18 protein-coding genes are annotated in these 23,804 nt (G+C 65.0%); 5 read left to right on the top strand and 13 right to left on the bottom strand.

Features of this window, described 5'->3' with window-relative positions:
• Positions 1 to 2: 2 nt before the first annotated feature.
• The 5 genes from HTA01S_RS06790 to uvrB all read right to left on the bottom strand — a co-directional run bounded on the left by HTA01S_RS06790 (position 3) and on the right by uvrB (position 6,936).
• Positions 3 to 1,220: an IscS subfamily cysteine desulfurase gene (locus tag HTA01S_RS06790; protein ID WP_068168352.1), complete on the bottom strand. Its 1,218-nt coding sequence runs from the start codon at positions 1,218 to 1,220 to the stop codon at positions 3 to 5.
• 133 nt (positions 1,221 to 1,353) lie between these two features.
• On the bottom strand, positions 1,354 to 1,890 hold the full coding sequence (gene iscR / locus HTA01S_RS06785) for a Fe-S cluster assembly transcriptional regulator IscR (RefSeq protein ID WP_068168349.1): 537 nt from the start codon (positions 1,888 to 1,890) through the stop codon (positions 1,354 to 1,356).
• A 262-nt stretch (positions 1,891 to 2,152) separates the two neighbouring features.
• The gene (locus tag HTA01S_RS06780; protein WP_157572003.1) at positions 2,153 to 3,817 is read right to left on the bottom strand and encodes a sensor histidine kinase; all 1,665 of its coding nucleotides are present in this window, start codon (positions 3,815 to 3,817) and stop codon (positions 2,153 to 2,155) included.
• Positions 3,818 to 4,065: 248 nt separating this feature from the next.
• On the bottom strand, positions 4,066 to 4,767 hold the full coding sequence (locus HTA01S_RS06775) for a LuxR C-terminal-related transcriptional regulator (protein WP_068168344.1): 702 nt from the start codon (positions 4,765 to 4,767) through the stop codon (positions 4,066 to 4,068).
• Positions 4,768 to 4,848: 81 nt separating this feature from the next.
• Positions 4,849 to 6,936, bottom strand: coding sequence for an excinuclease ABC subunit UvrB (gene uvrB / locus HTA01S_RS06770; RefSeq protein WP_068168341.1), 2,088 nt, complete (start codon positions 6,934 to 6,936; stop codon positions 4,849 to 4,851).
• Positions 6,937 to 7,041: 105 nt separating this feature from the next.
• Between uvrB and HTA01S_RS06765 the strand changes: the two genes are divergently transcribed.
• The 3 genes from HTA01S_RS06765 (at position 7,042) to rsxB (ending at position 10,671) form a co-directional block, all read left to right on the top strand.
• Positions 7,042 to 8,250 carry an amino acid aminotransferase gene (locus tag HTA01S_RS06765; protein ID WP_068168339.1) on the top strand — a complete coding sequence of 403 codons (1,209 nt, stop codon included), beginning with the start codon at positions 7,042 to 7,044 and terminating at the stop codon, positions 8,248 to 8,250.
• Positions 8,251 to 8,491: 241 nt separating this feature from the next.
• Positions 8,492 to 9,955: a polyhydroxyalkanoate depolymerase gene (locus HTA01S_RS06760; RefSeq protein ID WP_068168337.1), complete on the top strand. Its 1,464-nt coding sequence runs from the start codon at positions 8,492 to 8,494 to the stop codon at positions 9,953 to 9,955.
• Between the two features lie 53 nt (positions 9,956 to 10,008).
• Positions 10,009 to 10,671: an electron transport complex subunit RsxB gene (gene rsxB / locus HTA01S_RS06755; protein WP_068168334.1), complete on the top strand. Its 663-nt coding sequence runs from the start codon at positions 10,009 to 10,011 to the stop codon at positions 10,669 to 10,671.
• A gap of 27 nt (positions 10,672 to 10,698) precedes the next feature.
• On the opposite strand, the gene HTA01S_RS26215 is transcribed toward rsxB, so the two are convergent.
• The 8 genes from HTA01S_RS26215 to scpA all read right to left on the bottom strand — a co-directional run bounded on the left by HTA01S_RS26215 (position 10,699) and on the right by scpA (position 21,914).
• The gene (locus tag HTA01S_RS26215) at positions 10,699 to 13,014 is read right to left on the bottom strand and encodes a methyl-accepting chemotaxis protein (protein ID WP_322788360.1); all 2,316 of its coding nucleotides are present in this window, start codon (positions 13,012 to 13,014) and stop codon (positions 10,699 to 10,701) included.
• Between the two features lie 92 nt (positions 13,015 to 13,106).
• Positions 13,107 to 13,445: a hypothetical protein gene (locus HTA01S_RS06745; RefSeq protein WP_068168332.1), complete on the bottom strand. Its 339-nt coding sequence runs from the start codon at positions 13,443 to 13,445 to the stop codon at positions 13,107 to 13,109.
• A gap of 160 nt (positions 13,446 to 13,605) precedes the next feature.
• The gene (locus HTA01S_RS06740) at positions 13,606 to 14,097 is read right to left on the bottom strand and encodes a VOC family protein (RefSeq protein ID WP_068168329.1); all 492 of its coding nucleotides are present in this window, start codon (positions 14,095 to 14,097) and stop codon (positions 13,606 to 13,608) included.
• Between the two features lie 3 nt (positions 14,098 to 14,100).
• The gene (locus HTA01S_RS06735) at positions 14,101 to 14,637 is read right to left on the bottom strand and encodes a class I SAM-dependent methyltransferase (RefSeq protein WP_068168327.1); all 537 of its coding nucleotides are present in this window, start codon (positions 14,635 to 14,637) and stop codon (positions 14,101 to 14,103) included.
• 134 nt (positions 14,638 to 14,771) lie between these two features.
• On the bottom strand, positions 14,772 to 16,820 hold the full coding sequence (locus HTA01S_RS06730) for an acetyl-CoA carboxylase biotin carboxylase subunit (protein WP_068168325.1): 2,049 nt from the start codon (positions 16,818 to 16,820) through the stop codon (positions 14,772 to 14,774).
• Between the two features lie 323 nt (positions 16,821 to 17,143).
• Positions 17,144 to 18,676: an acyl-CoA carboxylase subunit beta gene (locus tag HTA01S_RS06725; protein ID WP_068168320.1), complete on the bottom strand. Its 1,533-nt coding sequence runs from the start codon at positions 18,674 to 18,676 to the stop codon at positions 17,144 to 17,146.
• A gap of 29 nt (positions 18,677 to 18,705) precedes the next feature.
• A complete protein-coding gene (gene meaB, locus HTA01S_RS06720; RefSeq protein ID WP_084235913.1) occupies positions 18,706 to 19,746 on the bottom strand; it encodes a methylmalonyl Co-A mutase-associated GTPase MeaB in 1,041 nt (346 codons plus the stop codon).
• Positions 19,746 to 21,914, bottom strand: coding sequence for a methylmalonyl-CoA mutase (scpA, locus tag HTA01S_RS06715; protein WP_068168315.1), 2,169 nt, complete (start codon positions 21,912 to 21,914; stop codon positions 19,746 to 19,748). The genes meaB and scpA overlap by 1 nt, the downstream gene beginning before the upstream one ends.
• Before the next feature lie 163 nt (positions 21,915 to 22,077).
• Here scpA and HTA01S_RS06710 point away from each other — a divergent pair, with 163 nt between their 5' ends.
• Together HTA01S_RS06710 and HTA01S_RS06705 are read left to right on the top strand one after the other, a co-directional pair.
• Positions 22,078 to 22,713: a GntR family transcriptional regulator gene (locus tag HTA01S_RS06710; protein ID WP_068168312.1), complete on the top strand. Its 636-nt coding sequence runs from the start codon at positions 22,078 to 22,080 to the stop codon at positions 22,711 to 22,713.
• A 115-nt stretch (positions 22,714 to 22,828) separates the two neighbouring features.
• Positions 22,829 to 23,719: a Dyp-type peroxidase gene (locus tag HTA01S_RS06705; protein ID WP_068168308.1), complete on the top strand. Its 891-nt coding sequence runs from the start codon at positions 22,829 to 22,831 to the stop codon at positions 23,717 to 23,719.
• Positions 23,720 to 23,804: the final 85 nt, after the last annotated feature.

Genomic DNA, 23,804 nt, shown 5'->3' with positions numbered 1-23,804 from the left:
CTTCAGTGTGCGGCCCATTGAATCGTCGAGATATCAATGCCGTCCTTGAACATTTCCCACAAGGGGGACAACTCGCGCAACTTGGCCACGTTTTCCTTGATCGTGGCGATCGCGTAATCGATCTCTTCTTCGGTCGTCCAGCGACCGATGGTCATGCGCAGGCTGCTGTGGGCCAGCTCGTCGCTGCGGCCGAGCGCGCGCAGCACGTAGCTGGGCTCCAGGCTGGCCGAGGTACAGGCCGAGCCCGACGACACCGCCAGCCCCTTGATGCCCATGATCAGCGACTCGCCCTCGACGTAATTGAAGCTCATGTTCAGGTTGTGCGGCACGCGCTGGGTTTCGTGACCGTTGATGAACACCTCTTCGATGCCCTTCAGGCCAGCGACCATGCGGTCGTGCAGCGCGCGGATGCGCTGGTTCTCGGCGTGCATCTCTTCCTTGGCGATGCGGTAGGCCTCGCCCATGCCCACGCACTGGTGGGTGGGCAGCGTGCCCGAGCGCATGCCGCGCTCATGGCCACCGCCGTGCATCTGCGCCTCGATGCGGATGCGTGGTTTGCGCCGCACGTACAGCGCGCCAATGCCTTTAGGGCCGTAAGTTTTGTGGCTGGTCAGGCTCATCAGGTCGACCGGCAGGGTCTGCAAATCCACGTCCACCCGACCGGTGGCCTGCGCCGCGTCCACGTGGAAGATCACACCCTTCTCGCGGCAGATCTTGCCAATCGCCGCGATGTCCTGGATCACGCCGATCTCGTTGTTCACGAACATGACCGAAGCCAGGATGGTGTCCGGGCGGATCGCGGCCTTGAAGGTCTCCAGATCGAGCAGGCCATCGGCTTGCACGTCGAGGTAGGTCACCTCGAAACCCTGGCGCTCCAGTTCGCGCATGGTATCGAGCACGGCCTTGTGCTCGGTCTTGACCGTGATCAGGTGCTTGCCCTTGGTCTTGTAGAAGTGAGCCGCGCCTTTGAGGGCCAGGTTGTTGGATTCGGTGGCACCGCTGGTCCAGACGATTTCACGCGGGTCGGCGTTGATCAACGCGGCCACCTGCTCGCGAGCGGTTTCCACCGCCTTTTCGGCTTCCCAGCCCCAGGCATGGCTGCGCGACGCCGGGTTGCCGAAATGCTCGCGCAGCCAGGGAATCATGGCATCCACCACCCGCGGATCGCAAGGGTTGGTGGCGCTGTAGTCCATGTAGATGGGGAAGTGCGGTGTGCTCATGGCTGGCGGTGCTTGGGCTGGCTGAATGGATGAGAGATCGAATACTGTGGGCAGCGGCTGACAGACGCCTGAAAGCGGCTCCATGGGCCGGCGCGACCGGCTGCGGAACCGAGCTCCAGGCAGGTCGCCGGCATCATTTCGAGAATGCGGTCGCCCCCAGGGCAAACACCGAGTTGGGCGCATTCACCCGGATCGGCTTGACCACCGGTGCGCTGGAAATGGCCCGCTTGATCATGGGGGCGTTTTCGACAACCACCCCTTTGGCGAGCTGATCGTCCACCAGCGACTGCAGGGACACCGAGTCGAGGAAATCGACCATCTTGGCGTTCAGGGCCGCCCACAGTTCGTGCGTCATGCAGCGGTGGCCTTCGCCCAGACAGTTTTCCTTGCCGCCGCACTGGGTGGCATCGATGGGTTCGTCCACCGAGACAATGATGTCGGCCACGGTGATTTCTGCGGCCTTGCGGCCCAGGGTGTAACCGCCGCCGGGCCCACGGGTGGACTCGACCAGTTCGTGGCGGCGCAACTTGCCGAAAAGCTGCTCCAGGTAGGACAGCGAAATCTGCTGGCGTTGGCTGATGGCCGCGAGCGTGACGGGGCCATTGTTCTGGCGCAGGGCCAGATCGATCATGGCGGTGACCGCGAAGCGGCCTTTGGTCGTGAGGCGCATATTCAAGCTCCTTGAAGTGTTGGCTTGACCGTCGTTGGATGATCTGCAGGCCCAAACAACGCCCACAGATCCCTGCTCCGCCCACTCCGATCGACCCATGGGTCGATGCGTTGAAGGCTTTCCCGACTATTTTTGTCGAGTATACCGCAAAGCCGAGCGATTTGATCGACATTGTACGGGCCCTACCGCAAGTTGTCCGGAGCGGAGCTACCCATCCCGACGCGCCCCAGACCACGTTCCGTGCGGGGCTTGCACACGGCGATCAGGCCGGGGCCCCGCCAGCCAAAGGATCCTCACAGGCGAAGCTGAAAGTCACCCGGGTGCCGGGGAGTGCGCCGGAGAACCATACTTCGGCACCGATTTCGGCCGCTCGCAGACGGATGTTGCTGATGCCGCGACCACCTTCGCGGTATCCCGACTCTGGTGCCTCGCCCAGTCCGACGCCGTTGTCGGTCACACTCAAACAGATGCGTTCGCCGTCTTGCCAGGTGCGCACCGCGACCCGGCTGGCGTGCGCGTGCTTGACCACATTGGCGAACACTTCCTGCAGGCAGCGGAACAGGTGCATCACGCCGCGCGCTTCCAGGCCAGGCACCACCGGTACTTCCTGCACCTGCCAGTCGAGCTCGATACCGGCGACCTTCAAGGCGGGTGCGATGCGTTGGCGCAAGGTGCCCAGAATGGTGGGCAGGTCGCCGCCCATGGGTTCGAGCGAATCCAGCGTCATGCGCAGTTCTTCGAGCGCATGGCTGAGCATGAAAGCGATGGTCGCGCTTTCGACGCGCTCACCACTGCTGTGCACCAGGTTGAGCGTCTGGACCAGTTGGCTGCCCAGGCCGTCGTGCATGTCTCGCGTGAGCCGGCGGCGTTCGGTCTCCAGCACGCGCTGGCTTTCCACCGCGCGCAACCGGCTGAACATCGCGTGCAGTTCGTCCTCGCGCTCGTTTACCTTGTGGGCCAGTTCGGCGTTGAGCCGTTCCACCTGCTCCATCGACTGTGAGGTGCGCTGCACCAGCACCCAGCCCATGGCGAACATCAGCACCAGGCTGCCCGCGGTCATCCAGCGGATGTCCACGTCACCGGGCAAGCCGACCTGGACGACCAGGAAGTCGCGCAGGCCCGTGACCATGGTGGCCAGCCCCACCACGACCATCAACCGCTGGTTGACGTCCATGCCCCATCGCGCCCGGTGGATCACCTTGAGCAGGGCCAACACACACACCAGCACGATCACCCCGGTCCACAGGCGGTAGAGGTTGTAGTTCTGCGTCCAGACCAGCACGCCCAGCCAGAACGGGCCGATCACCATCATGATTTTGACCAGCTTGCGCACCACGCTCTGGCGAAAGTCGAACAGCTCCGAAATGAACAGGTACAGGAAGCCGCAGTAGAGGGTGAACGTCAGCTTGTGCAGGTAATCCCAGGCCAGGAACGGCCCCGACAGGAACAGCGGCGTCGACAGGTACAGACGCAGGGTCAGCACCAGCAGGCCCGCGGCGAGCAGGCCCAGCAGGCGCTCCTCCGACATCATCCAGATCAGCAACGAGAGCAGCCCCATCATCAGCGCCGAGGCCGCCACCATCCAGGTCAGGTGAACCTGCCACCAGATGAGCCGCTGGTGCCGCTCCTGCAAGGCATCCCTGGAGCCGATCCACACCGGCGCGAGCCCGCTGATGCGCAAAGCCTGTGGCTGGAGCTGGATCTCGACGCGGTTGTGCTCCCATTGCGGCTTGCGCAAGCTGGGTGGCAGCGGCACGAGGTGCGCGTGGGTGCCGGCATCGAAATAACCGGGGCCACGCCGCCAAGCCTGCGATTCCACCTCCTGTCCATTGAAAAGCACCCGAAACCGCACGCCGATGCGGGGCAGCAGCAGTGCCAATTGCGCGTCGCCGGAGGTGGCTTCGGGTGGCGTCGGGGGCAGACGCAACCGGTAATGGACCTCATCCCCCCAGGTTTTCGTCCCGTCGTCCCAGAGGTGCGGCAGGGCCACGGGTTGAACCGTTTCAACCCCGTTCCTGAACGTGACGCGATCGGCCCGGGTCACCTGCGCCGCGCCCGGCGGAGCGCTCCCCTGGGTAACCGTCGCGAGCAACACGAGCAGGACCACCAACAGGAATGCAGCCCAGAGGTAGGCAGGAACCCTGCTGAGGGTTTGGCGCGCTCGGGCCTTCAGATTCACAGCAGGCCACGCTCCTGCGCTGCCCTCACCACCTGCACCCGGCTGTGTACCGCGAGCTTGCGGTAGAGGTTCTTGATGTGGGTGCCGACGGTGGTCGGGGAAATCGCCAGCTTGCTGGCGATTTCCTTGTTCACATACCCTTGGGCGACCAGCTTGAGCACATCGGTTTCCCGCTCGGACAGCAGCACCTCTTCGCGCAGCGCGACGACCGGAATGACCGGCAGCGCCTCCTGCACCAGGCGAAACTGCTTGAGCAGCATGCGGGCGAGCAGGGGCGAGATGGGCGCCCCACCCTCGCGAATCTGCTCGATCGCGGCCGTCAGGTCTTCGCCGGTGCAGCCTTTGAGCACATAACCCGTGGCGCCCGCTTCCAACGCGCCCACCAGCCGGGACTCTTCGCCAAACACGGTGAAGACCAGCAGCTCGGCGCCGGGCCGCTCACGCGCCAGCAGGTGCAGGAGATCTTCACCCCGGCCATCGGGCAAGCCCAGATCCACCAGAAAGACATTCGCGTTCGCACACAAGGCATGCGCGCGGGCGTGGGCCAGGCTGTCCGAATGACCGAGCAGGCGCCAGTGCGGCCGGGACAGCAGCGCCTGCCGCACGAACTGCAGAACCGTGGGATCGTCCTCGATCAGGTAGATGCATGTGTCGTCCGCCGGGCCGTCGCCGCTGCGCGGTTCATCCTGAGCTTGCATGTGTGAATCTGGTGCTGGTGTGCTCCGCGTCCCGGCCATGCTGGCCGACCCCTGCGCGGGTGCTTGTGCGCCGATTGTGCGTCAGGCCACGTTGTCCACCCCGGGGGCGCCAAACACCTGAGCCTTCAGGTGGTGCAACTGATCCCGCACCCCGGCCGCCTTCTCGAACTCGAGGTTGCGCGCATGCTCCAGCATGAGTTTTTCCAGCCGCTTGATCTCGCGCGCCACGTCCTTCTCGCTCATGTCCTCCACGCTGGCGCGCTGCGCGCTCTCGGCGGCCAGACGGTCGGCTTCCTTGCCGGCCTTTTCGCTGTAGACGCCGTCGATCAGGTCCTTGATGCGTTTGTTGATGCTGCGCGGCTCGATGCCCATCGCCAGGTTGTGCGCCACTTGCTTGGTGCGGCGGCGCTCGGTTTCGCCCATGGCCCGGGCCATCGAGTCGGTCACGCGGTCGGCGTACAGGATGGCGCGGCCCTGCAGGTTGCGCGCCGCGCGGCCGATGGTCTGGATCAGACTGCGCTCGGAGCGCAGGAAGCCTTCCTTGTCGGCGTCCAGGATCGCCACCAGCGAGACCTCGGGGATGTCCAGTCCTTCGCGCAGCAGGTTGATGCCCACCAGCACGTCGAAGGCGCCCAGGCGCAGGTCGCGGATGATCTCCACCCGCTCGACCGTGTCCACGTCGCTGTGCAGATAGCGCACCTTGACGCCGTTTTCCGTCAGGTAGTCGGTCAGCTGCTCGGCCATGCGCTTGGTCAGCGTGGTGATGAGCACGCGCTCGTTCTTCTCCACCCGGATGCGGATCTCCTGCAGCACGTCATCCACCTGGTGCGTGGCAGGGCGCACTTCCACTTCCGGGTCCACCAGGCCGGTGGGACGCACCACCTGTTCCACCACCTGGCCCGAGTGCGTCTTTTCGTAGTCGGCCGGCGTGGCCGAGACGAACACCACCTGGCGCATGCGCTGCTCGAACTCTTCGAGCTTGAGCGGCCGGTTGTCCAGCGCGCTGGGCAGGCGGAAACCGTATTCCACCAGCGTGGTCTTGCGCGCGCGGTCGCCGTTGTACATGCCACCGAACTGGCCCATGAGCACGTGGCTCTCGTCCAGGAACATCACCGCGTCCTTGGGCAAATAGTCGGTCAGCGTGGACGGTGGCTCACCCTCGGCGCTGCCGGCCAGGTGGCGCGAGTAGTTCTCGATGCCCTTGCAGTGGCCCACCTCGCTGAGCATTTCCAGGTCAAACCGGGTGCGTTGCTCCAGCCGCTGGGCTTCGACCAGCTTGCCCATGCCCACCAGTTGCGCCAGGCGCACGCGCAGCTCTTCCTTGATCAGTTCCACCGCGTGCAGCACCTGCTCGCGCGGCGTCACATAGTGGCTGCTGGGGTAGACGGTGAAACGCGGAATCTTCTGCCGCACCTTGCCGGTGAGCGGGTCGAAGAGTTGCAGGGTTTCCACCTCGTCGTCGAACAGCTCGATGCGGATCGCCATCTCGCTGTGTTCGGCCGGGAACACGTCGATGGTGTCGCCGCGCACGCGGAACTTGCCGCGCGAAAAATCGGCCTCGTTGCGCGCGTACTGCATGCGCACCAGTTGCGCGATCAGGTCGCGCTGGCCGATCTTGTCGCCCGTGCGCAGCGTCATCACCATCTGGTGGTAGCTCTCGGGCTTGCCGATGCCGTAGATGGCCGAGACGGTGGCCACGATCACCACGTCGCGCCGCTCCAGGATGCTCTTGGTACACGAGAGGCGCATCTGCTCGATGTGCTCGTTGATCGCGCTGTCCTTCTCGATGAACAGGTCGCGCTGGGGCACATAGGCCTCGGGCTGGTAGTAGTCGTAGTAGCTGACGAAGTACTCGACCGCGTTCTTCGGGAAGAACTCGCGGAACTCGGAATACAGCTGCGCGGCCAGCGTCTTGTTGGGCGCGAACACGATGGCCGGGCGCCCCAGGCGGGCGATCACATTGGCCATGGTGAAGGTCTTGCCCGAGCCGGTCACGCCCAGCAGGGTCTGGAACACCTCACCGTCGTTGATGCCCTCCACCAGTTGCTCGATGGCGGTGGGCTGGTCGCCCGCTGGCGGGTATGGCATGAAGAGTTCGAACGGCGAACCGGGAAAACGGACGAACTCGCCCTTCTGTGTTTCCGGTATGACTTCTGCAATTTTTGGCATGGCGCGCTCGGCTGGCCCGGGTAGGGGCCGGGTAAAATCATGGATAACCCGCAAGGCTAACCGAGCCCCGAAAATCCCGCTACTGACAACTTCCAAAGGATATTCATGTCTTTGTTCACCGCCGTCGAAATGGCCCCGCGCGACCCGATCCTGGGTCTGAACGAACAGTTCGCCGCCGACACCAACCCCAACAAGGTCAACCTGGGCGTTGGCGTGTATTTCGACGACAACGGCAAACTGCCGCTGTTGCAGTGCGTGCAGGCCGCTGAAAAAGCCATGATGGACAAGCCGACCGCGCGGGGCTATCTGCCCATCGACGGCATCGCCGCCTACGACGCCGCCGTCAAAGGCCTGGTGTTCGGTGCGGACTCCGACGTGGTGAAAAGTGGCCGCGTGGCCACGGTGCAGGCCATCGGCGGCACCGGCGGCCTGAAGATCGGCGCTGACTTCCTGAAAAAGATCAGCCCCGACGCCAAGGTCCTGATTTCCGACCCGAGCTGGGAAAACCACCGCGCGCTGTTCACCAACGCCGGCTTCACGGTGGAAACCTATCCCTACTTCGACCAGAGCGCCAACGGCGGCCTGGGCGGCATCAACTTCGACGGCATGCTGGCCGCCTTGAACGCCGCCGCCCCCGGCACCATCGTGCTGCTGCACGCTTGCTGCCACAACCCCACCGGCTACGACATCACCCCCGCCCAGTGGGACCAGGTGATCGCCGTGGTGCAGGCCCGCAACCTCACCGCCTTCCTCGACATGGCCTACCAGGGCTTTGGCTACGGCATCGCCGAAGACGGCGCCGTGATCGGCAAGTTCGTGGCCGCCGGCCTGAACATCTTCGTTTCCACCAGCTTCTCTAAGAGCTTCAGCCTGTACGGCGAGCGCGTGGGCGCCCTGAGCGTGGTGGGCAGCAGCAAAGAAGAAACCGACCGCGTGCTCAGCCAGCTCAAGATCGCCATCCGCACCAACTACTCCAACCCGCCCACCCATGGCGGCGCCATCGTGGCCGCGGTGCTGAACAACCCCGAGCTGCGCGCGCTGTGGGAACAGGAGTTGGGTGAAATGCGCGTGCGCATCAAGGCCATGCGCCAGAAACTGGTGGACGGCCTCAAGGCCGCCGGCGTGGCCAAGGACATGAGCTTCATCACCACCCAGATCGGCATGTTCAGCTACTCGGGCCTGTCCAAGGACCAGATGGTGCGCCTGCGCAGCGAGTTCGGCGTGTACGGCACCGACACCGGCCGCATGTGCGTGGCCGCGCTCAACAGCAAGAACATCGACTACGTCTGCCAGGCGATCGCCAAGGTCATCTGATCGGGTCGCCCCTCAAGAAAAAGCCGCTCATCGAGCGGCTTTTCTGTTTCCGCAACCGCCCCGTCACCATCCAGATGACGGGCGCATGGGCCCTGGGCCTCGTGGCAAGCGGAAGGCATCCTGGATGCATTCTTTCACGATGGTGACAAACGGGCCCGATTTTTAGGTGTTTTCACTCTTACGCCTGACAGGTCATGCTGTTATATTGCACTGCAACATAACCATTCATTGCCCACCCACCATGCTCTACCAGATTTACGAAACACAGCGCTCTGTGATGGAGCCTTTCGCTGACCTGGCCGAGGTCGCATCCAGGCTCTACTCCAACCCCCTGCTGCCTTTGGCACAGTTTCCGCTGGCGCAGCGCATTTCCGCCGGTTACGACCTGATGCACCGGCTGGGCAAGGACTACGAAAAACCGGTGTTCGGCATCCACAAGGTGGACGTGGATGGGGTGGACATCGCGATCCACGAGCGGGTGGAGATCGACAAACCCTTCTGCGAACTGCGGCGTTTCAAGCGCTTCTCGGACAACACCGAGACGTTGGCCACGCTCAAGGGCCAGCCCGTGGTGTTGATCGTGGCGCCGCTGTCGGGCCACTACGCCACGCTGCTGCGCGACACCGTGCGCAGCATGCTCAAGGACCACAAGGTCTACATCACCGACTGGAAAAACGCCCGCCTGGTGCCGTTGTCCGAGGGCGACTTCCACCTGGACGACTACGTGAACTACATCCAGGAGTTCATCCGCTACCTGCAAAAAGGCTATGGCAACTGCCACGTCATGAGCGTGTGCCAGCCCACCGTGCCGGTGCTGGCGGCGGTGTCCCTGATGGCCAGCCGGGGTGAAACCACGCCGCTGTCCATGACCATGATGGGTGGCCCGATCGATGCGAGCAAGTCGCCAACCTCGGTGAACAACCTCGCCACCGAGCGCAGCCACAGCTGGTTCGAGAACAACGTCATCTACCGCGTGCCCGACAGCTTCCCTGGCGCCGGCCGTCGGGTCTACCCGGGCTTCCTGCAGCATTCCGGCTTCGTGGCTATGAACCCTGGCCACCACGCCACCAGCCACTACGACTACTTCCAGGACTTGATCAAAGGCGACAACTCCAGCGCCGAGATCCATCGCCAGTTCTACGACGAGTACAACGCGGTGCTCGACATGGATGCCCACTACTACCTGGAAACCATTGAAACGGTGTTTCAGGACTTCAAACTGGTCAATGGCACCTGGGACGTGAAGAACGAAAAAGGCCAGCTCGAGCGTGTGCGGCCGCAGGACATCACCCACACCGCCCTGCTGACGGTCGAAGGCGAACTCGACGACATCTCCGGCTCGGGCCAGACCAAGGCCGCGCATGATCTGTGCACCGGCATTCCCAAGACACACCAGATGCACTATGAAGCCAAGGGTGCAGGTCACTACGGCATCTTCAGCGGCCGACGCTGGCGCGAAATGGTGTGCCCGGTGGTGAAGTCCTTCATTCATGCCCACCAGCCCGCTGCGGAGGCTCTGACCTCGACATCCGCCGCGGCGGCGCCGCAAGACGTGAAAGCTGTTCCAGCCAAGGCCTTGGCGCCGAAGCCGGTCGCGAAACGCAGTACCAAGGCCGCGGTCAAAGCAAAGCCGACCCCAGCAGCCCCCGCCGCAACGAAAACCCCGTCCACGGCAGTGGCCCGCAAGACCCGCCAGCCGGTCTAACAGCGCGGTGCCCGGGCCCCGGCGGCCAGGTGGCCCGGGGTATATTTCCCGGCATGAACGATCTCGCCCGGCGGATTGACGCCGCCCTGCCACAGACCCAGTGCACGCGCTGCGGCTACCCGGACTGCGCGCGCTATGCACAAGCCATCGCCGACGGCGAGGCGGGCATCAACCAATGTCCGCCCGGCGGCGTCGAGGGGGTGGCGCGTCTGGCGGCCATCACCGGCAAGCCGGCCCAGCCGCTGAGCCCCGCCAACGGCGTGGAAGGGCCGCTGACCGTGGCGGTGATCGACGAAGACTGGTGCATCGGCTGCACGCTGTGCATCAAGGCCTGCCCCACCGACGCCATCGTCGGCAGCAACAAGCTCATGCACACCGTGATTGAGCCCTATTGCACGGGTTGTGAGCTCTGCATTCCGGTCTGCCCTGTGGACTGCATCTCGCTGGAGATCGTCAGTGGCGAGCGCACTGGCTGGCAGGCCTGGTCGCCAGCGCAGGCCACGCTCGCCCGCAAGCGCTACGAGGAACGTGCCGTGCGGCTCGTGCGTGAACAGGCGGAGCACGACCGTGTGCTCGAGGCCAAGGCCCGCATGAAATACGCCGACCTCGAAGCACACTCGCAGCACACCGACCCGGCCGTGCTGGACAAGAAGCGCGCCGTGATCGCCGCCGCGCTTGAACGGGCACGGGCCAAACGGCTGGCCACGCCCGACTGAGGCTCAGCGCGCCCGAGCCGCAGCCTCTCAGGCCACGATCGCGGTCTTGTACACCCCGCAACCCACGTAGAGCTCGTCCACCTTGGTCACGTACGACATCTTGGCCTGGATCGCACCGCTCTGCGGGTTGACGATGTCGTATTCGACCCAGCCGGGCTCCTGTTCCGCCTGGGCCACGATGGACTCCAGCAGCGCCTGACCGTCGACACCGGCGATGTCCTGCACGCGGCTGCCGACCTTTTCGGGCTTGCCACCGAACGCAAGGTACTGACCGCCGCTGTCCAGCGCGAACACATACATGTCGCGGTCATGGAATCCGTTGGCCGGATCCGTGATGCCTTGCGTGTACGCACGGCCACCCTGCCGGGAGCGGTACTCGATGGCCCGCCGCACCATCTCCATGGCTTCCTCCGCCGTGCCTTGCTGGAGCACGAACGACGACACCGCCTGTGACAGATGGGATGCCCGCGCCTCCAGCTGATTGGCCTGTGCCACGGCACGTTCGACCATCTGGGCATTGCGCTGGGTGATCTCGTCGAGCTGGCGCACGGCCGATGAGATTTCGCTCAGGCCGCTGCTCTGCTCGGCACTGGCGGCCGAGATCAGCGACATGTTGCTCGCCATGCCCCGCACGCCGTTGACGATCTGCGTGATGTTGGTGCCGGCCGCACGGATCTGACGCACACTGGTGTCGACCTGCTGGGCCGACGCTTCGATGAGTTGCCGGATTTCCTTGGCCGATGCTGCGGAACGCTGGGCCAGCGTGCGCACCTCGTTGGCCACCACGGCAAAACCACGCCCCTGCTCACCAGCCCTGGCGGCCTCCACGGCCGCGTTGAGCGCCAGGATGTTGGTCTGGAAGGCCAGGCTGTCGATGACGCCGATGATCTCGCTCATCTGCACCGCGCTCTTCTGGATGACCTCCACCGAGTTGACCGCCTCCCCCATGGTCTGCGCGCCCGACTCCGCCACATCGCGGACCTTGGCGGCCTGCGCATCGGAGTCACCGGCGGTGTGCGCGTTCTGCTGCACCGTGCTCGTGAGTTGCTCGACGCTGGCGGCCGTCTGCTCCAGGTTCGCCGCCTGCTGCTCGGTCCGGTCGGCCAGGTTGCGGTTGCCCAGGGCCAGGCTCCGTCCCGCGTGGGCCACCAGTGCGGAGTTGCTTCGAACCTGGGCCACCATCGCCGACAGGTTGCGGTTCATGGTTTCCAGCAGCGAGGCCAGCATGGCCAGCTCGTCCCGCCCACGGACCTGGACATGGGCGCACAGATTGCCCGAAGAGGTCTCGCGCATCACGTCGATGACGTGGCGCAAGTCGATCACGAAGCTGAAATAGAACGACAGCATCAGATAGAGCACCAGCACGATGCCGGTTCCCACCACGACCAGCGTCAGCATGCGCAAGCGCCGGTCCTGGGAAACCCGATCCATCAGCAAGGCGTCCATGCGCTCCTGGACCGCGTTCTGGTAGGCGAACACCGCGTTGACGGCCTGGGTGCCCGAGGCAAAGTAGTCCGAGGCGGACATGCCACCCTGCGAGCCCATGGCCCGCTCGGCGTCGCTCAGGAAAGACTGCACGGCCTGTGGCGTCTGCTGGCCCTGCCGGTCACCCTGGCCGTACTTCTGTGCAAAACGCTGCAGGTGCAGCACATCGTCGGTAGTGGCCTTGGCATCGCCGATGAGCATGTTCACCCGATTGACCACCGCGGGATCGCGCTCGGTGAGCGCGAGCTGGCCCGCTCCCAGGCCACGCACCTGCCCCAGCAACTCACCCCAGCGCGGCACGTGGGTCACCGCCATGTCCATCAGGAAATAGCTGCCGGGGTCCGGATCGAACAACAGATTCGACCGCTCGGCCACCGTGTAAACGAAGCGGTGCAGGTCGTGCACCAGCTGGGTGTGCCGCGCAAAGGAGTCCGGCGCCGATTGTTTTTCACTCGATGCCAGATCGCTCATCACGCGGTGCAAGGCCGCCCAATCGCTACCCAGTTCAAAGTCCGGCCGCCTGGCCAGGGACTCATCCACCTTCGCCAGGGCCTGCTTCAGCTGCTCGCGCGTGGCCTGCACCGCGTTGCGGGCCGATGCGTCGCCGCCGATGAGCATATTGGTCTGGCCACGGTGCTTCTGCACCTCTACCGTGACCGCGTGCACGTGCTGGACCAGGCGAGAGCCATCCACCTCGGCCTGGGTGAAAGCAATGGCCTCGTTCAGCCGCTGCGTGAGCAAGACGCTGATCACCACCAGGGGAATGAACAACAACAGCGCCAGCACGGCCAACTTGGTGGGCAGGCGCAGCAAGCGCATCAACCGCACACCCGGCTGCAAGAGTTTGAATAAGGACATGGGCGAACTCTTTCGGTCTTCGTTTCTCGGCGAAACGGATGAACTGGTTATCGACCCCGACGGGACAAGCTTGAGGCCGGGAATGCGGCGGCTCAGTGCGCGCTCCGGATGCCGGACTGGCGGGCCTCGTAGTCCTGGAACAACTGAACCACCATCTGGCGCAAGCGGTCGTCGGCCAGGTTGTGCGCGTCGGCCAGCTGCTGCAGGGCATAGCGTCGGTCACACTGCATCAGCGTGCGGCTGACGCTCATGCCGTGGTTCGCCATGCGCAGGCAGAACATCTCCAGCAGATCGTTCGGCCAGGGCATGGCCAGCTCACGCTCGCGCCAGCGGCTCGGTCGGTGGACCCAGCGCGCGTCGCCTTGCGCCAGCAACTCCTGGGGACTGGTGCCGGCTGAAGCGGCCGCCGAAGACGGGGACATGGCATTCATGGCGTGCTCCTCGAACGATGGAACTCGGAGGGGCGTCGGTCAACGCCCCCGGGGGACAAGCCAAGAATACGGAACCGGCACTACGCCTTTGCCCCGAACAGCGGGGGAAAAACCGCCCAGGCGCTTCGTTTCGCGGCACCGGGGCCGGGGGAAAACCCGATCAGCCCGGTGAGGTGGCCAAGCTCGCGAAAGCCGCGACCACCTCAGGCGGCGCCTGCACCAGCTCGATCAGCACGCCCTCACCTGCGATCGGGAACTCCTCGTTCGCCTTCGGGTGCAGGAAGGTGATGTCGAAACCCGCCGCGCCCTTGCGGATGCCGCCCGGCGCAAAACGCACGCCGTTGGCGCTGAGCCATTGCACCGCCACCGGCAGGTCGTCGATCCACAGGCCGACGTGGTTGAGCGGCGTGGCGTGCACCGCCGGCTTTTTGTCCGGATCCATCGGCTGCATCAGGTCCACCTCGACCTTGAACGGGCCGCTGCCGATGGCGCAGATGTCTTCGTCGACGTTTTCGCGCTCACTCTGGAAACTGCCGGTCTTCTCCAGCCCGAGCATGTCCACCCACAGGGTCTGCAGGCGTTGTTTGTCGGGGCCGCCGATGGCGATCTGCTGGATGCCCAGCACCTTGAAGGGACGTTGCGTTGCGTTCATGAATCAGTGAATTCCGTTGTGAGAAAGGGGCGCCTGCTCCAGCGCCCAGACCGTCGCGGGCGGCAGATTGGCCCATACCGAGGCCGAACGCCGCCACCGCCAGCCAGCGGGGATGCCGCTGAACGGGCGCAGATGGCGCGCCGCGTAGGTGTACTGGATCAGGCGGGAGCGGGGCTGGCGCGCGATCAGCGTCAGCATGGCTTCGATGCAGTCACGCGCTTCGTCGCCCGGCATGGACAGCAAGGGCAGCGACGACACCAGCGTGACCGGCGTGTCCGCGGCCATCGTGAGCAGATCGACGCGGGAGGCGCAATGGTTGAGCACCTCCAGCTGCGGGAACGAGGCGCGCAGCAGCTCGGCGAATTCGGGATCGCGCTCGAACACCACGAAACGATCCAGCGCCACCAGGGCCGGTGCAAGCGCCCGGGTGATGGCGCCGGTGCCCGCCCCGACCTCGATCAGCACCCCGGGCTCGCTGCGCAGCACCTCGTCGCGGATGGCCCGGGCCAGGGCCCTGGACGCGGGAGCGATGGCGCCCATGCGCCGCGGGTGACGAAGACAACCGAGTGCGAATGCCAAACCGTGCTCCATGCGGGACCCCTGGAAGTTGCAGCGGTCTGAAGCGTATCCCAATTCCCTGCGCTCCAGGGGTGTCAAGCTGCAACCGGCCAGGCTCACTCGAACTCGACGATGGCCTGGTCCACCACCAGCGATTCGCCCTTACCCGCCAGCACCTTGGCCACCACGCCGTCGGCCGCGGCGAACAGCACGTTCTCCATCTTCATGGCCTCGATCACCGCCACGCGTTCGCCCGCCTGGACCTTCTGCCCCACCTGCACCGCCACGTCGACCAACAGGCCGGGCATGGGCGAAAGCACGTATCGGCTCATGTCGGGCGGTGCTTTGAACGGCATGAGCCGGTGCAGTTCGGCCATGCGGGGCGACACCACCACGGTCTCGATGCGCGTGCCGTTGTGCTGCACCACCAGGGCCAGCGGGTTGCGCAGCGTGCCGCGCTCCACCTGGGCGGTGAAGGGCTGGCCATTGCACTCGCCGGTGATGCATACGTCGTTCAGGCGCGAGGGGCTGCTGATGGCAAAGCGCTTGCCCTCCACCGAGACCACCGCCGAGCCGACCTGACCCACCACCTCGTCCACGTGCACCGCCGTGTAGCGGTTGCTGCCGCTGGCGCCGAGCGTGATCACGCTGAAGTCGTGCCCGACCTTGACGCCGTAGCCCGGCAACTGGCCGGTCAGGCCGGCCGCACGTTCGCGCGACTTGCGGCGCACGAAAGCGGCCAGCGCGACCAGGAAGTCGGCATCGTCGTGCGGCACATCTTCGGCCCGGAAGCCGTGGGCGTAGTGCTCGGCGATGAAACCGGTGTTGAACTCACCCGACACGAATTTCGGGTGCGCCAGCAGCGCCGCCTGGAACGGGATGTTGCTGCTGATGCCGCGGATCACGAAGCCGTTGAGCGCCTCGCGCATCTTGGCAATCGCTTCATTGCGGTCCTTGCCGTGCACGATGAGCTTGGCGATCATCGAGTCGTAGTACATCGGGATCTCGCCGCCATCGACCACGCCCGTATCCACGCGCACGCCATACAGCGCGTCGGTGTTGGCCTGGTGCATGCTCTGCGCTGGCGGCTGGAAGCGCACCAGACGGCCGGTGGACGGCAGGAAGTTGCGGAACGGGTCTTCGGCGTTGATGCGGCACTCGATGGCCCAGCCCTCGCGCTTCACGTCGGCCTGGGTGATCGGCAATTGCTCGCCAGCGGCCACGCGGATCATCAGCTCCACCAGGTCCAGACCGGTGATGCACTCCGTCACCGGGTGCTCCACCTGCAGGCGGGTGTTCATCTCCAGGAAGTAGAAGTCCTGGTCCTTGCCGACCACGAACTCCACGGTGCCTGCGCTCTGGTATTTCACCGCCTTGGCCAGCGCCACGGCCTGCTCGCCCATGGCCTTGCGCGTCGCGTCAGAGATGAAGGGCGACGGCGCCTCTTCGATCACCTTCTGGTGGCGGCGCTGGATCGAACACTCGCGCTCGTTCAGGTACACCACGTTGCCGTGCGAATCGCCCAGCACCTGGATCTCGATGTGGCGCGGCTCCAGCACGTACTTTTCGATGAACACGCGGTCGTCGCCGAAGCTGTTGCGGGCTTCGTTGCGGCAACTGGTGAACCCCTCGAAGGCTTCCTTGTCGTTGAAGGCCACGCGCAGGCCCTTGCCGCCGCCGCCGGCCGAGGCCTTGATCATCACGGGGTAACCGATGTCCTTGGCGATCTCCACCGCACGCTCTGCGGACTCGATGGCGTCGTTCCAGCCCGGGATGGTGTTGACCTTGGCCTCGTTGGCCAGCTTCTTGGAAGCGATCTTGTCGCCCATGGCCGCGATGGAGAAATGGCGCGGGCCGATGAAGGCAATGCCTTCGTCTTCACAGCGTTTGGCGAAGGCTTCGTTTTCCGACAGGAAACCGTAGCCGGGGTGGATGGCCTGGGCGCCGGTTTTCTTGGCGGCCTCGATGATCTTGTCGGCCACGAGGTAGGACTCGCGCGAGGGCGCCGGGCCCAGCAGCACGGCTTCATCGGCCAGCTGCACGTGGCGCGCCTCCTTGTCGGCCTCGGAATACACCGCCACGGTGGCGATGCCCATCTTCTTGGCGGTGGCGATCACACGGCAGGCGATCTCGCCGCGGTTGGCAATGAGAATTTTGGTGAACATTTCAGTCTCCTAGACGAGAGCAGGTGTGTTGTTTGTTTGGTGAGTTGGTGCTGAGCCCGCCATGGACACGGTGCGCCTGCCTCCGCTCATGTCCCCCGCCGACCTGCGGGCGGCTCCTCCTTGACTTCGCTGCGACAGGCACACCGTGCCCATGGCTGCGAAGGAGGTGAAGACGAAACCGGTCGAACACGCGTCACTCGGAATCGGGTGGTGCGGGCGTTTTGCGGAGGTAAAGGAGGAGCGCGCAGCGCGGGGGACACGGAGCAAAACGTCCGCGCCGCCCGATTCAGCGCCAGAGAAAATCATGGCACGCGCAAAAGAAATCACAGCGGAATGTTGCCGTGCTTGCGCCACGGGTTTTCCAGCTTCTTGTCCTTGAGCATCACCAGCGAACGGCAAATGCGCTTGCGCGTCTCGTGCGGCAGGATCACGTCGTCGATGAAGCCACGCGCGCCGGCCACGAAGGGGTTGGCGAAGCGGGCCTTGTATTCGGCCTCGCGCCCCGCCAACTTGGCCGGGTCCTTCTTCTCTTCGCGGAAGATGATCTCCACCGCGCCCTTGGCGCCCATCACCGCGATCTCGGCGTTGGGCCAGGCGAAGTTCACGTCGCCGCGCAAGTGCTTGGAGGCCATCACGTCGTAAGCGCCACCATAGGCCTTGCGCGTGATCACTGTGATCTTCGGCACCGTGCATTCCGCGTAGGCGTAGAGCAGCTTGGCGCCGTGTTTGATGATGCCGCCGTACTCCTGGCTGGTACCGGGCATGAAACCGGGAACGTCCACAAAGGTGACCACCGGGATGTTGAACGCATCGCAGAAACGCACGAAACGCGCAGCCTTGATGCTGCTCTTGATGTCCAGGCAGCCGGCCAGCACCAGCGGCTGGTTGGCCACGATGCCCACCGTCTGGCCGTCCATGCGCGCAAAGCCGATCAGGATGTTCTTCGCGTACTCGGGCTGCAGCTCGAAGAAGTCGCCGTCGTCCACCGTCTTGACGATCAGCTCCTTCATGTCATAGGGCTTGTTCGGGTTCTCGGGCACCAGGGTGTCCAGGCTCAGCTCCATGCGGTCGATCGGGTCGCCGCTGGGGCGCACGGGTGCCTTTTCGCGGTTGTTCAGCGGCAGGTAGTTGTAGAGCCGGCGCAGCATTAGCAGCGCTTCCACGTCGTTCTCGAACGCGAGGTCGGCCACGCCGCTCTTGGTCGTGTGCGTGATGGCGCCGCCCAGCTCTTCGGAGGTCACTTCCTCGTGCGTCACGGTCTTCACCACCTCGGGGCCGGTGACGAACATGTAGCTCGAATCCTTGACCATGAAGATGAAGTCGGTCATGGCGGGCGAATACACCGCGCCACCGGCCGAGGGGCCCATGATCATGCTGATCTGCGGCACCACGCCGCTGGCCATCACGTTGCGCTGGAACACGTCGGCGTAACCCCCGAGCGAAGCCACGCCTTCCTGGATGCGAGCACCGCCCGAGTCGTTGAGGCCGATCACCGGGGCACCGACCTTCATGGCCTGGTCCATGATCTTGCAGATCTTCTCGGCATGCGCCTCGGAGAGCGCGCCGCCGAACACCGTGAAGTCCTGGCTGAAGACGAACACCAGGCGGCCGTTGATCATGCCGTAGCCAGTGACCACGCCGTCACCGGGGATCTTGTTGTCCTGCATGCCGAAGTCGGTGCAGCGGTGCTCGACGAACATGTCCCACTCTTCAAACGTGCCTTCGTCGAGCAGCACTTCCAGCCGCTCACGCGCCGTGAGCTTGCCCTTGGCGTGCTGCGCGTCGATGCGCTTTTGCCCGCCGCCCAGGCGTGCCGCGGCGCGCTTTTCTTCGAGTTGTTCCAGGATGTCTTGCATGCGTTTTCTCCAGAAAAATCGGTTCAGATTCAGTCAAACAGTTCGAGCAATTGGCGCGCGGCGGTGGAGGCTGGCAACGTACCGGCGAGCACGGCCTGCGTGACCGCATCCAGTTGCGCGCGCACCGCCGGGTGGTCGCGAAAACGCTGTTTCAGACCGGCTTCTATGCGCTCCCACATCCAGGCTCGGGCCTGCCCTTGGCGGCGCGCGGCGAGATGGCCGTTGGCGGTCTGCAGCCCGCGGAACTGCGTCACGGCATCCCAGAAATGGTCGACGCCCTGCTTGTGCAGCGCGCTGATCTGGATCACTTGCGGATGCCAGATCGACTCATCATGGTGAGCATGCTCGGGATGCCCGTGCAGACCCAGCAAGCGCAGCGATGACGTGATCTGCGCGCGCGCGCGGGTGGCGGCGTCGGGGTCGAGATCGGCCTTGTTGATCACCACGAGGTCGGCCAGCTCCATCACGCCCTTCTTGATCGCCTGCAGATCGTCACCCGCGTTGGGCAACTGCAGCAGCACGAACATGTCGGTCATGTTGGCCACCGCCGTTTCGCTTTGGCCCACGCCCACGGTCTCGACGATCACCACGTCATAACCCGCAGCCTCGCAGACCAGCATGGCCTCGCGCGTCTTCTCGGCCACACCGCCCAGCGTGCCGCTGCTCGGGCTGGGGCGGATGTAGGCCCGTTCGTGCACGCTCAGGTGCTCCATGCGGGTCTTGTCGCCCAGGATGGAGCCACCCGACACGGTGGACGAAGGGTCGATGGTCAGCACCGCCACGCGGTGGCCCAGCCCGATCAGATACAAGCCCAGGGACTCGATGAACGTGCTCTTGCCCACGCCCGGCACGCCGCTGATGCCGAGCCGGAACGACTGGCCGGTGTGCGGCAGCAGCGCGGTCAACAACTCATCGCCCAACGCGCGGTGGTCCGCGCGGGTCGATTCGAGCAGCGTGATGGCCTTGGCCATGGCGCGGCGCTGTGCCATGGGGGCGCCAGACAAGACGTGGCTGGCAAGCCCCTCGACAGGCTCAGACCGAACGGAGGTTGTTGGTCGCGACGCAGGCATCAAACCCGTCCCAATGCCTTCTTGATCTGTTCCAGCACGTCCTTCGCACTGGCCGGAATCGGTGTGCCCGGGCCGTAGATGCCCTTGACGCCGGCCTCATACAGCATCTCGTAGTCCTGTCGCGGGATCACGCCGCCCACGAACACGATGATGTCGTCGGCCCCCTGCTTCTTGAGCTCGGCAATGATGGCCGGCACCAGGGTCTTGTGGCCAGCGGCAAGCGTGCTCACGCCGACCGCGTGCACGTCGTTTTCAATCGCCTGGCGGGCGCATTCTTCGGGCGTCTGGAACAGCGGACCCATGTCCACGTCAAAGCCCAGGTCGGCGAAGGCCGTGGCCACCACCTTGGCGCCGCGGTCGTGGCCGTCCTGGCCGAGTTTGCTGATCATCACGCGCGGGCGGCGCCCCTGCGCGACGGCGAAGTCGTTGATCTCACCCTTCAGGGCGTCCCAGCCTTCGGCAGAGTCGTATGCGGCAGCGTACACACCGGTCACCTTTTGTGTATCGGCGCGGTGGCGCCCAAAAACTTTTTCCAACGCATCGCTCACCTCGCCCACGGTGGCGCGCAGGCGCATGGCCTGGATGCTCAGGTCCAGCAGGTTGCCCTGGCCGGACTCGGCGGCAGCGGTCAGCGCGTTCAGCGCCGCCTCCACCTTACCCGCATCGCGGCTGGCACGGATGGCTTTCAGGCGGGCGATCTGTCCGTCGCGCACGGCGACGTTGTCGATGTCGCGCGCTTCGATCGCATCTTCGGTCTTGAGCTTGTATTTGTTGACGCCGACGATCACGTCCTTGCCGCTGTCGATGCGCGCCTGCTTTTCAGCGGCTGCCGCTTCGATCTTCAGCTTGGCCCAACCGCTGTCCACGGCCTTGGTCATGCCCCCCATGGCCTCGACCTCTTCGATGATGGCCCAGGCCTTGTCGGCCATTTCCTGGGTCAGGCTCTCCATCATGTAGCTGCCGGCCCAGGGGTCGACCACGCTGGTGATGTGGGTCTCTTCCTGGATGATGAGCTGGGTGTTGCGGGCGATGCGGGCGCTGAACTCGGTCGGTAGGGCGATGGCTTCGTCAAACGAGTTGGTGTGCAAGCTCTGCGTGCCGCCGAACACCGCCGCCATGGCCTCGATGGCGGTGCGCACCACGTTGTTGTACGGGTCCTGCTCGGTCAGGCTCCAGCCCGAGGTCTGGCAATGGGTGCGCAGCATCAGGCTCTTGGGATTCTTGGCGTCGAAGCCTTTCATGATGCGCGTCCACAGCAGGCGGGCGGCGCGCATCTTGGCGATCTCCAGGTAGAAATTCATGCCGATCGCCCAGAAGAAACTGAGGCGTCCGGCGAAGCCGTCCACGTCCATGCCCTTGGCGATCGCGGTCTTCACATACTCCTTGCCGTCGGCCAGGGTGAAGGCCAGTTCCAGCGCCTGGTTGGCGCCCGCCTCCTGCATGTGATAACCCGAGATCGAGATCGAGTTGAACTTCGGCATGTGCTGGGCCGTGTACTCGATGATGTCGCCGATGATTTTCATCGACGGCTCGGGCGGGTAGATATAGGTGTTGCGGACCATGAACTCTTTCAGAATGTCGTTCTGAATCGTTCCGCTGAGCTTGTCCTGCGACACGCCCTGCTCTTCGGCCGCGATCACATAGCCGGCCAACACCGGCAGCACGGCGCCGTTCATGGTCATGGACACACTCACCTTGTCGAGCGGGATCTGGTCGAAGAGGATCTTCATGTCCTCCACCGAGTCGATCGCGACGCCGGCCTTGCCGACGTCGCCAGTGACGCGCGGGTGGTCGGAGTCGTAGCCACGGTGCGTGGCCAGGTCGAAGGCGACCGACACGCCCTGCCCGCCCGCGGCCAGCGCCTTGCGGTAGAAGGCGTTGGATTCTTCGGCGGTGGAAAACCCGGCGTACTGGCGGATCGTCCAGGGCCGCACCGCGTACATGGTGGCCTGCGGGCCACGGATGAAGGGCTCAAAGCCCGGCAAGGTGTTGGTGTACGGCAGGTTCGCCGTGTCGGCCGCCGTGTACAGCGGCTTGACGCTGATGCCGTCGGGCGTGAGCCAGTTCAGCGCGGCCACGTCACCGCCGGGCGCGGATTTCTGGGCCGCCTTGGTCCAGGCTTCGAGGGTGGCGGGCTTGAATTCGGGCGGGTTTTGGCTCTGGCTCATGGCGGGGCGGTGTGGGTAGGCAACAGGAACGGCGGCAATCCGGGCTTGGGGGCATCGGCGGAAAGCAGCGCTGATTTTATATCATTCATAATTATTGATGCAAAATATTCCTACTGCCTTACAATCAGCGCCTGTCAGTCACACCGATCCCGTCACACGCCCCATGTCCGCCCTGTCGCTTGCCCCCCGCGCCCTGTACGAAGAAGTCGCCGAACTGCTGCGCCAGCGCATCTTCAGCCGTGAGCTGGAGCCTGGCAGCTGGATCGACGAGCTCAAACTCGCCGAGGAATACGGCATCAGCCGCACGCCCCTGCGCGAAGCGCTCAAGGTGCTGGCCGCCGAGGGCCTGGTGACCATGAAGGTGCGACGCGGCGCCTACGTGACCGAAGTGTCCGAGAAAGACCTGGCCGATGTCTACCACCTGCTGGCCCTGCTCGAATCGGACGCCGCCGGTGTGGTGGCGGAACGCGCCACCGACAGCGAGCTGGCCGAACTGCAGGCCCTGCACACCGAACTGGAAGCCGCGTTGGGCCAGCGCGACCGCTTCTTCGCGATCAACGAGCGGTTTCACATGCGCCTGCTCGAACTGGCCAACAACCGCTGGCGCGAACAGATGGTCGCCGACCTGCGCAAGGTCATGAAGCTCAACCGCCACAACTCGCTGCTCAAGACCGGGCGCATCGACGAATCGCTGGCCGAACACCGCGCCGTCATGGCCGCCCTGCTCGCGCGCGATGCCACGCTCACCCGCCAGCGCATGCAAGAGCACTTCCAAAACGGGTTGGAAGCGGCCACCTGAGAGGCCGAGCCAGCGCCGCCCTGCCTGGCGGCGCGGCGCTGGTAAATTCCGGGCTCCTTCCGTTCGCCCGCCACACCGTGGCCGCGAACAGCGCCCACGATCAGGAGCCCTACCCATGTCTCTCGCCCGTCTGGCCCAGCCCGGCATCCTTGAACCCATTCCCGCCCAGGGCCGCTACCTCACCTGCCAGCTGAGGATGGGCGCCCAGCCACAGAGCGTGCTGCGCGCTCTGGCGCAAGAGGCCGATGGCCGCGCCACCGTGGCCGGTCTGGGTGAATCGCTGGTGCGCGAGCTGGGTGTCGAACTGCCCGGCCTGCGCACGTTTCGGGGGATCGACGGCGCACGCACCAAGCTGCCCGCCACCCCGACCGATCTTCTGCTCTGGCTGCGCGGCACCGACCGGGGCGAGTTGCTGATCCGAAGCCGCCATCTTGAGGCCCTGCTCGCACCCGCCTTCGACGTCACAGACATCACCGACGCCTTCTGCCACGACAACGGCCGCGACCTGACCGGCTACGAAGACGGCACCGAAAACCCCAAGGGCGATGCGGCGCTGGCGGCAGCCCTGCTGCCCGAAAGCGCGGGCGCGCTGGCCGGCAGCAGCTTCGTGGCGGTGCAGCGCTGGCGCCACCACATGAGCCGCTTCGAGGCCATGCCGCGCCAGCAGCAGGACCACGCCATCGGCCGCGAGCGCGACAGCAACGAAGAGATCGACGACGCGCCCGAATCGGCCCATGTGAAGCGCACCGCCCAGGAAAGCTTCGAACCCGAGGCTTTCGTGCTGCGTCGTTCCATGCCCTGGGCCGAGGGCAACGAAGGCGGGCTCGTGTTCACGGCCTTCGGGCATTCACTGGACGCCTTCGAAGCACAGCTGCGGCGCATGTCGGGCGCAGAAGATGGCATCACCGATGCCCTGTACACCTTCACCGAACCCGAAACCGGCGCCTATTTCTGGTGCCCGCCGGTGCACAACGGCCAGCTCGATCTGCGAGCGCTGGGTCTGTAGATACCGCCGTCCTGGCACGGGGAAAGAGACCATCCCCGTGACTTGACCAAATACACCCTAGGGTATATACCAAGACACCTGCAAC

It is taken from the genome of Hydrogenophaga taeniospiralis CCUG 15921 (assembly GCF_001592305.1).
Taxonomy (GTDB): Bacteria; Pseudomonadota; Gammaproteobacteria; order Burkholderiales; family Burkholderiaceae_C; genus Hydrogenophaga; species Hydrogenophaga taeniospiralis.
This window is presented reverse-complemented; position numbering and strand designations above follow the sequence as displayed.

Bases quoted from the DNA above. Each gene is read 5' to 3' on its own strand.
- meaB (WP_084235913.1), bottom strand. From the start codon at position 19,746: ATGCCTGCGTCGCGACCAACAACCTCCGTTCGGTCTGAGCCTGTCGAG.
- iscR (WP_068168349.1), bottom strand. From the start codon at position 1,890: ATGCGCCTCACGACCAAAGGCCGCTTCGCGGTCACCGCCATGATCGAT.
- HTA01S_RS06745 (WP_068168332.1), bottom strand. From the start codon at position 13,445: ATGAATGCCATGTCCCCGTCTTCGGCGGCCGCTTCAGCCGGCACCAGT.
- HTA01S_RS06710 (WP_068168312.1), top strand. From the start codon at position 22,078: ATGTCCGCCCTGTCGCTTGCCCCCCGCGCCCTGTACGAAGAAGTCGCC.
- HTA01S_RS06740 (WP_068168329.1), bottom strand. From the start codon at position 14,097: ATGAACGCAACGCAACGTCCCTTCAAGGTGCTGGGCATCCAGCAGATC.
- HTA01S_RS06735 (WP_068168327.1), bottom strand. From the start codon at position 14,637: ATGGGCGCCATCGCTCCCGCGTCCAGGGCCCTGGCCCGGGCCATCCGC.
- HTA01S_RS06790 (WP_068168352.1), bottom strand. From the start codon at position 1,220: ATGAGCACACCGCACTTCCCCATCTACATGGACTACAGCGCCACCAAC.
- HTA01S_RS06765 (WP_068168339.1), top strand. From the start codon at position 7,042: ATGTCTTTGTTCACCGCCGTCGAAATGGCCCCGCGCGACCCGATCCTG.
- HTA01S_RS26215 (WP_322788360.1), bottom strand. From the start codon at position 13,014: ATGTCCTTATTCAAACTCTTGCAGCCGGGTGTGCGGTTGATGCGCTTG.
- HTA01S_RS06730 (WP_068168325.1), bottom strand. From the start codon at position 16,820: ATGTTCACCAAAATTCTCATTGCCAACCGCGGCGAGATCGCCTGCCGT.
- HTA01S_RS06775 (WP_068168344.1), bottom strand. From the start codon at position 4,767: ATGCAAGCTCAGGATGAACCGCGCAGCGGCGACGGCCCGGCGGACGAC.
- HTA01S_RS06760 (WP_068168337.1), top strand. From the start codon at position 8,492: ATGCTCTACCAGATTTACGAAACACAGCGCTCTGTGATGGAGCCTTTC.
- HTA01S_RS06725 (WP_068168320.1), bottom strand. From the start codon at position 18,676: ATGCAAGACATCCTGGAACAACTCGAAGAAAAGCGCGCCGCGGCACGC.
- uvrB (WP_068168341.1), bottom strand. From the start codon at position 6,936: ATGCCAAAAATTGCAGAAGTCATACCGGAAACACAGAAGGGCGAGTTC.
- HTA01S_RS06705 (WP_068168308.1), top strand. From the start codon at position 22,829: ATGTCTCTCGCCCGTCTGGCCCAGCCCGGCATCCTTGAACCCATTCCC.
- scpA (WP_068168315.1), bottom strand. From the start codon at position 21,914: ATGAGCCAGAGCCAAAACCCGCCCGAATTCAAGCCCGCCACCCTCGAA.
- rsxB (WP_068168334.1), top strand. From the start codon at position 10,009: ATGAACGATCTCGCCCGGCGGATTGACGCCGCCCTGCCACAGACCCAG.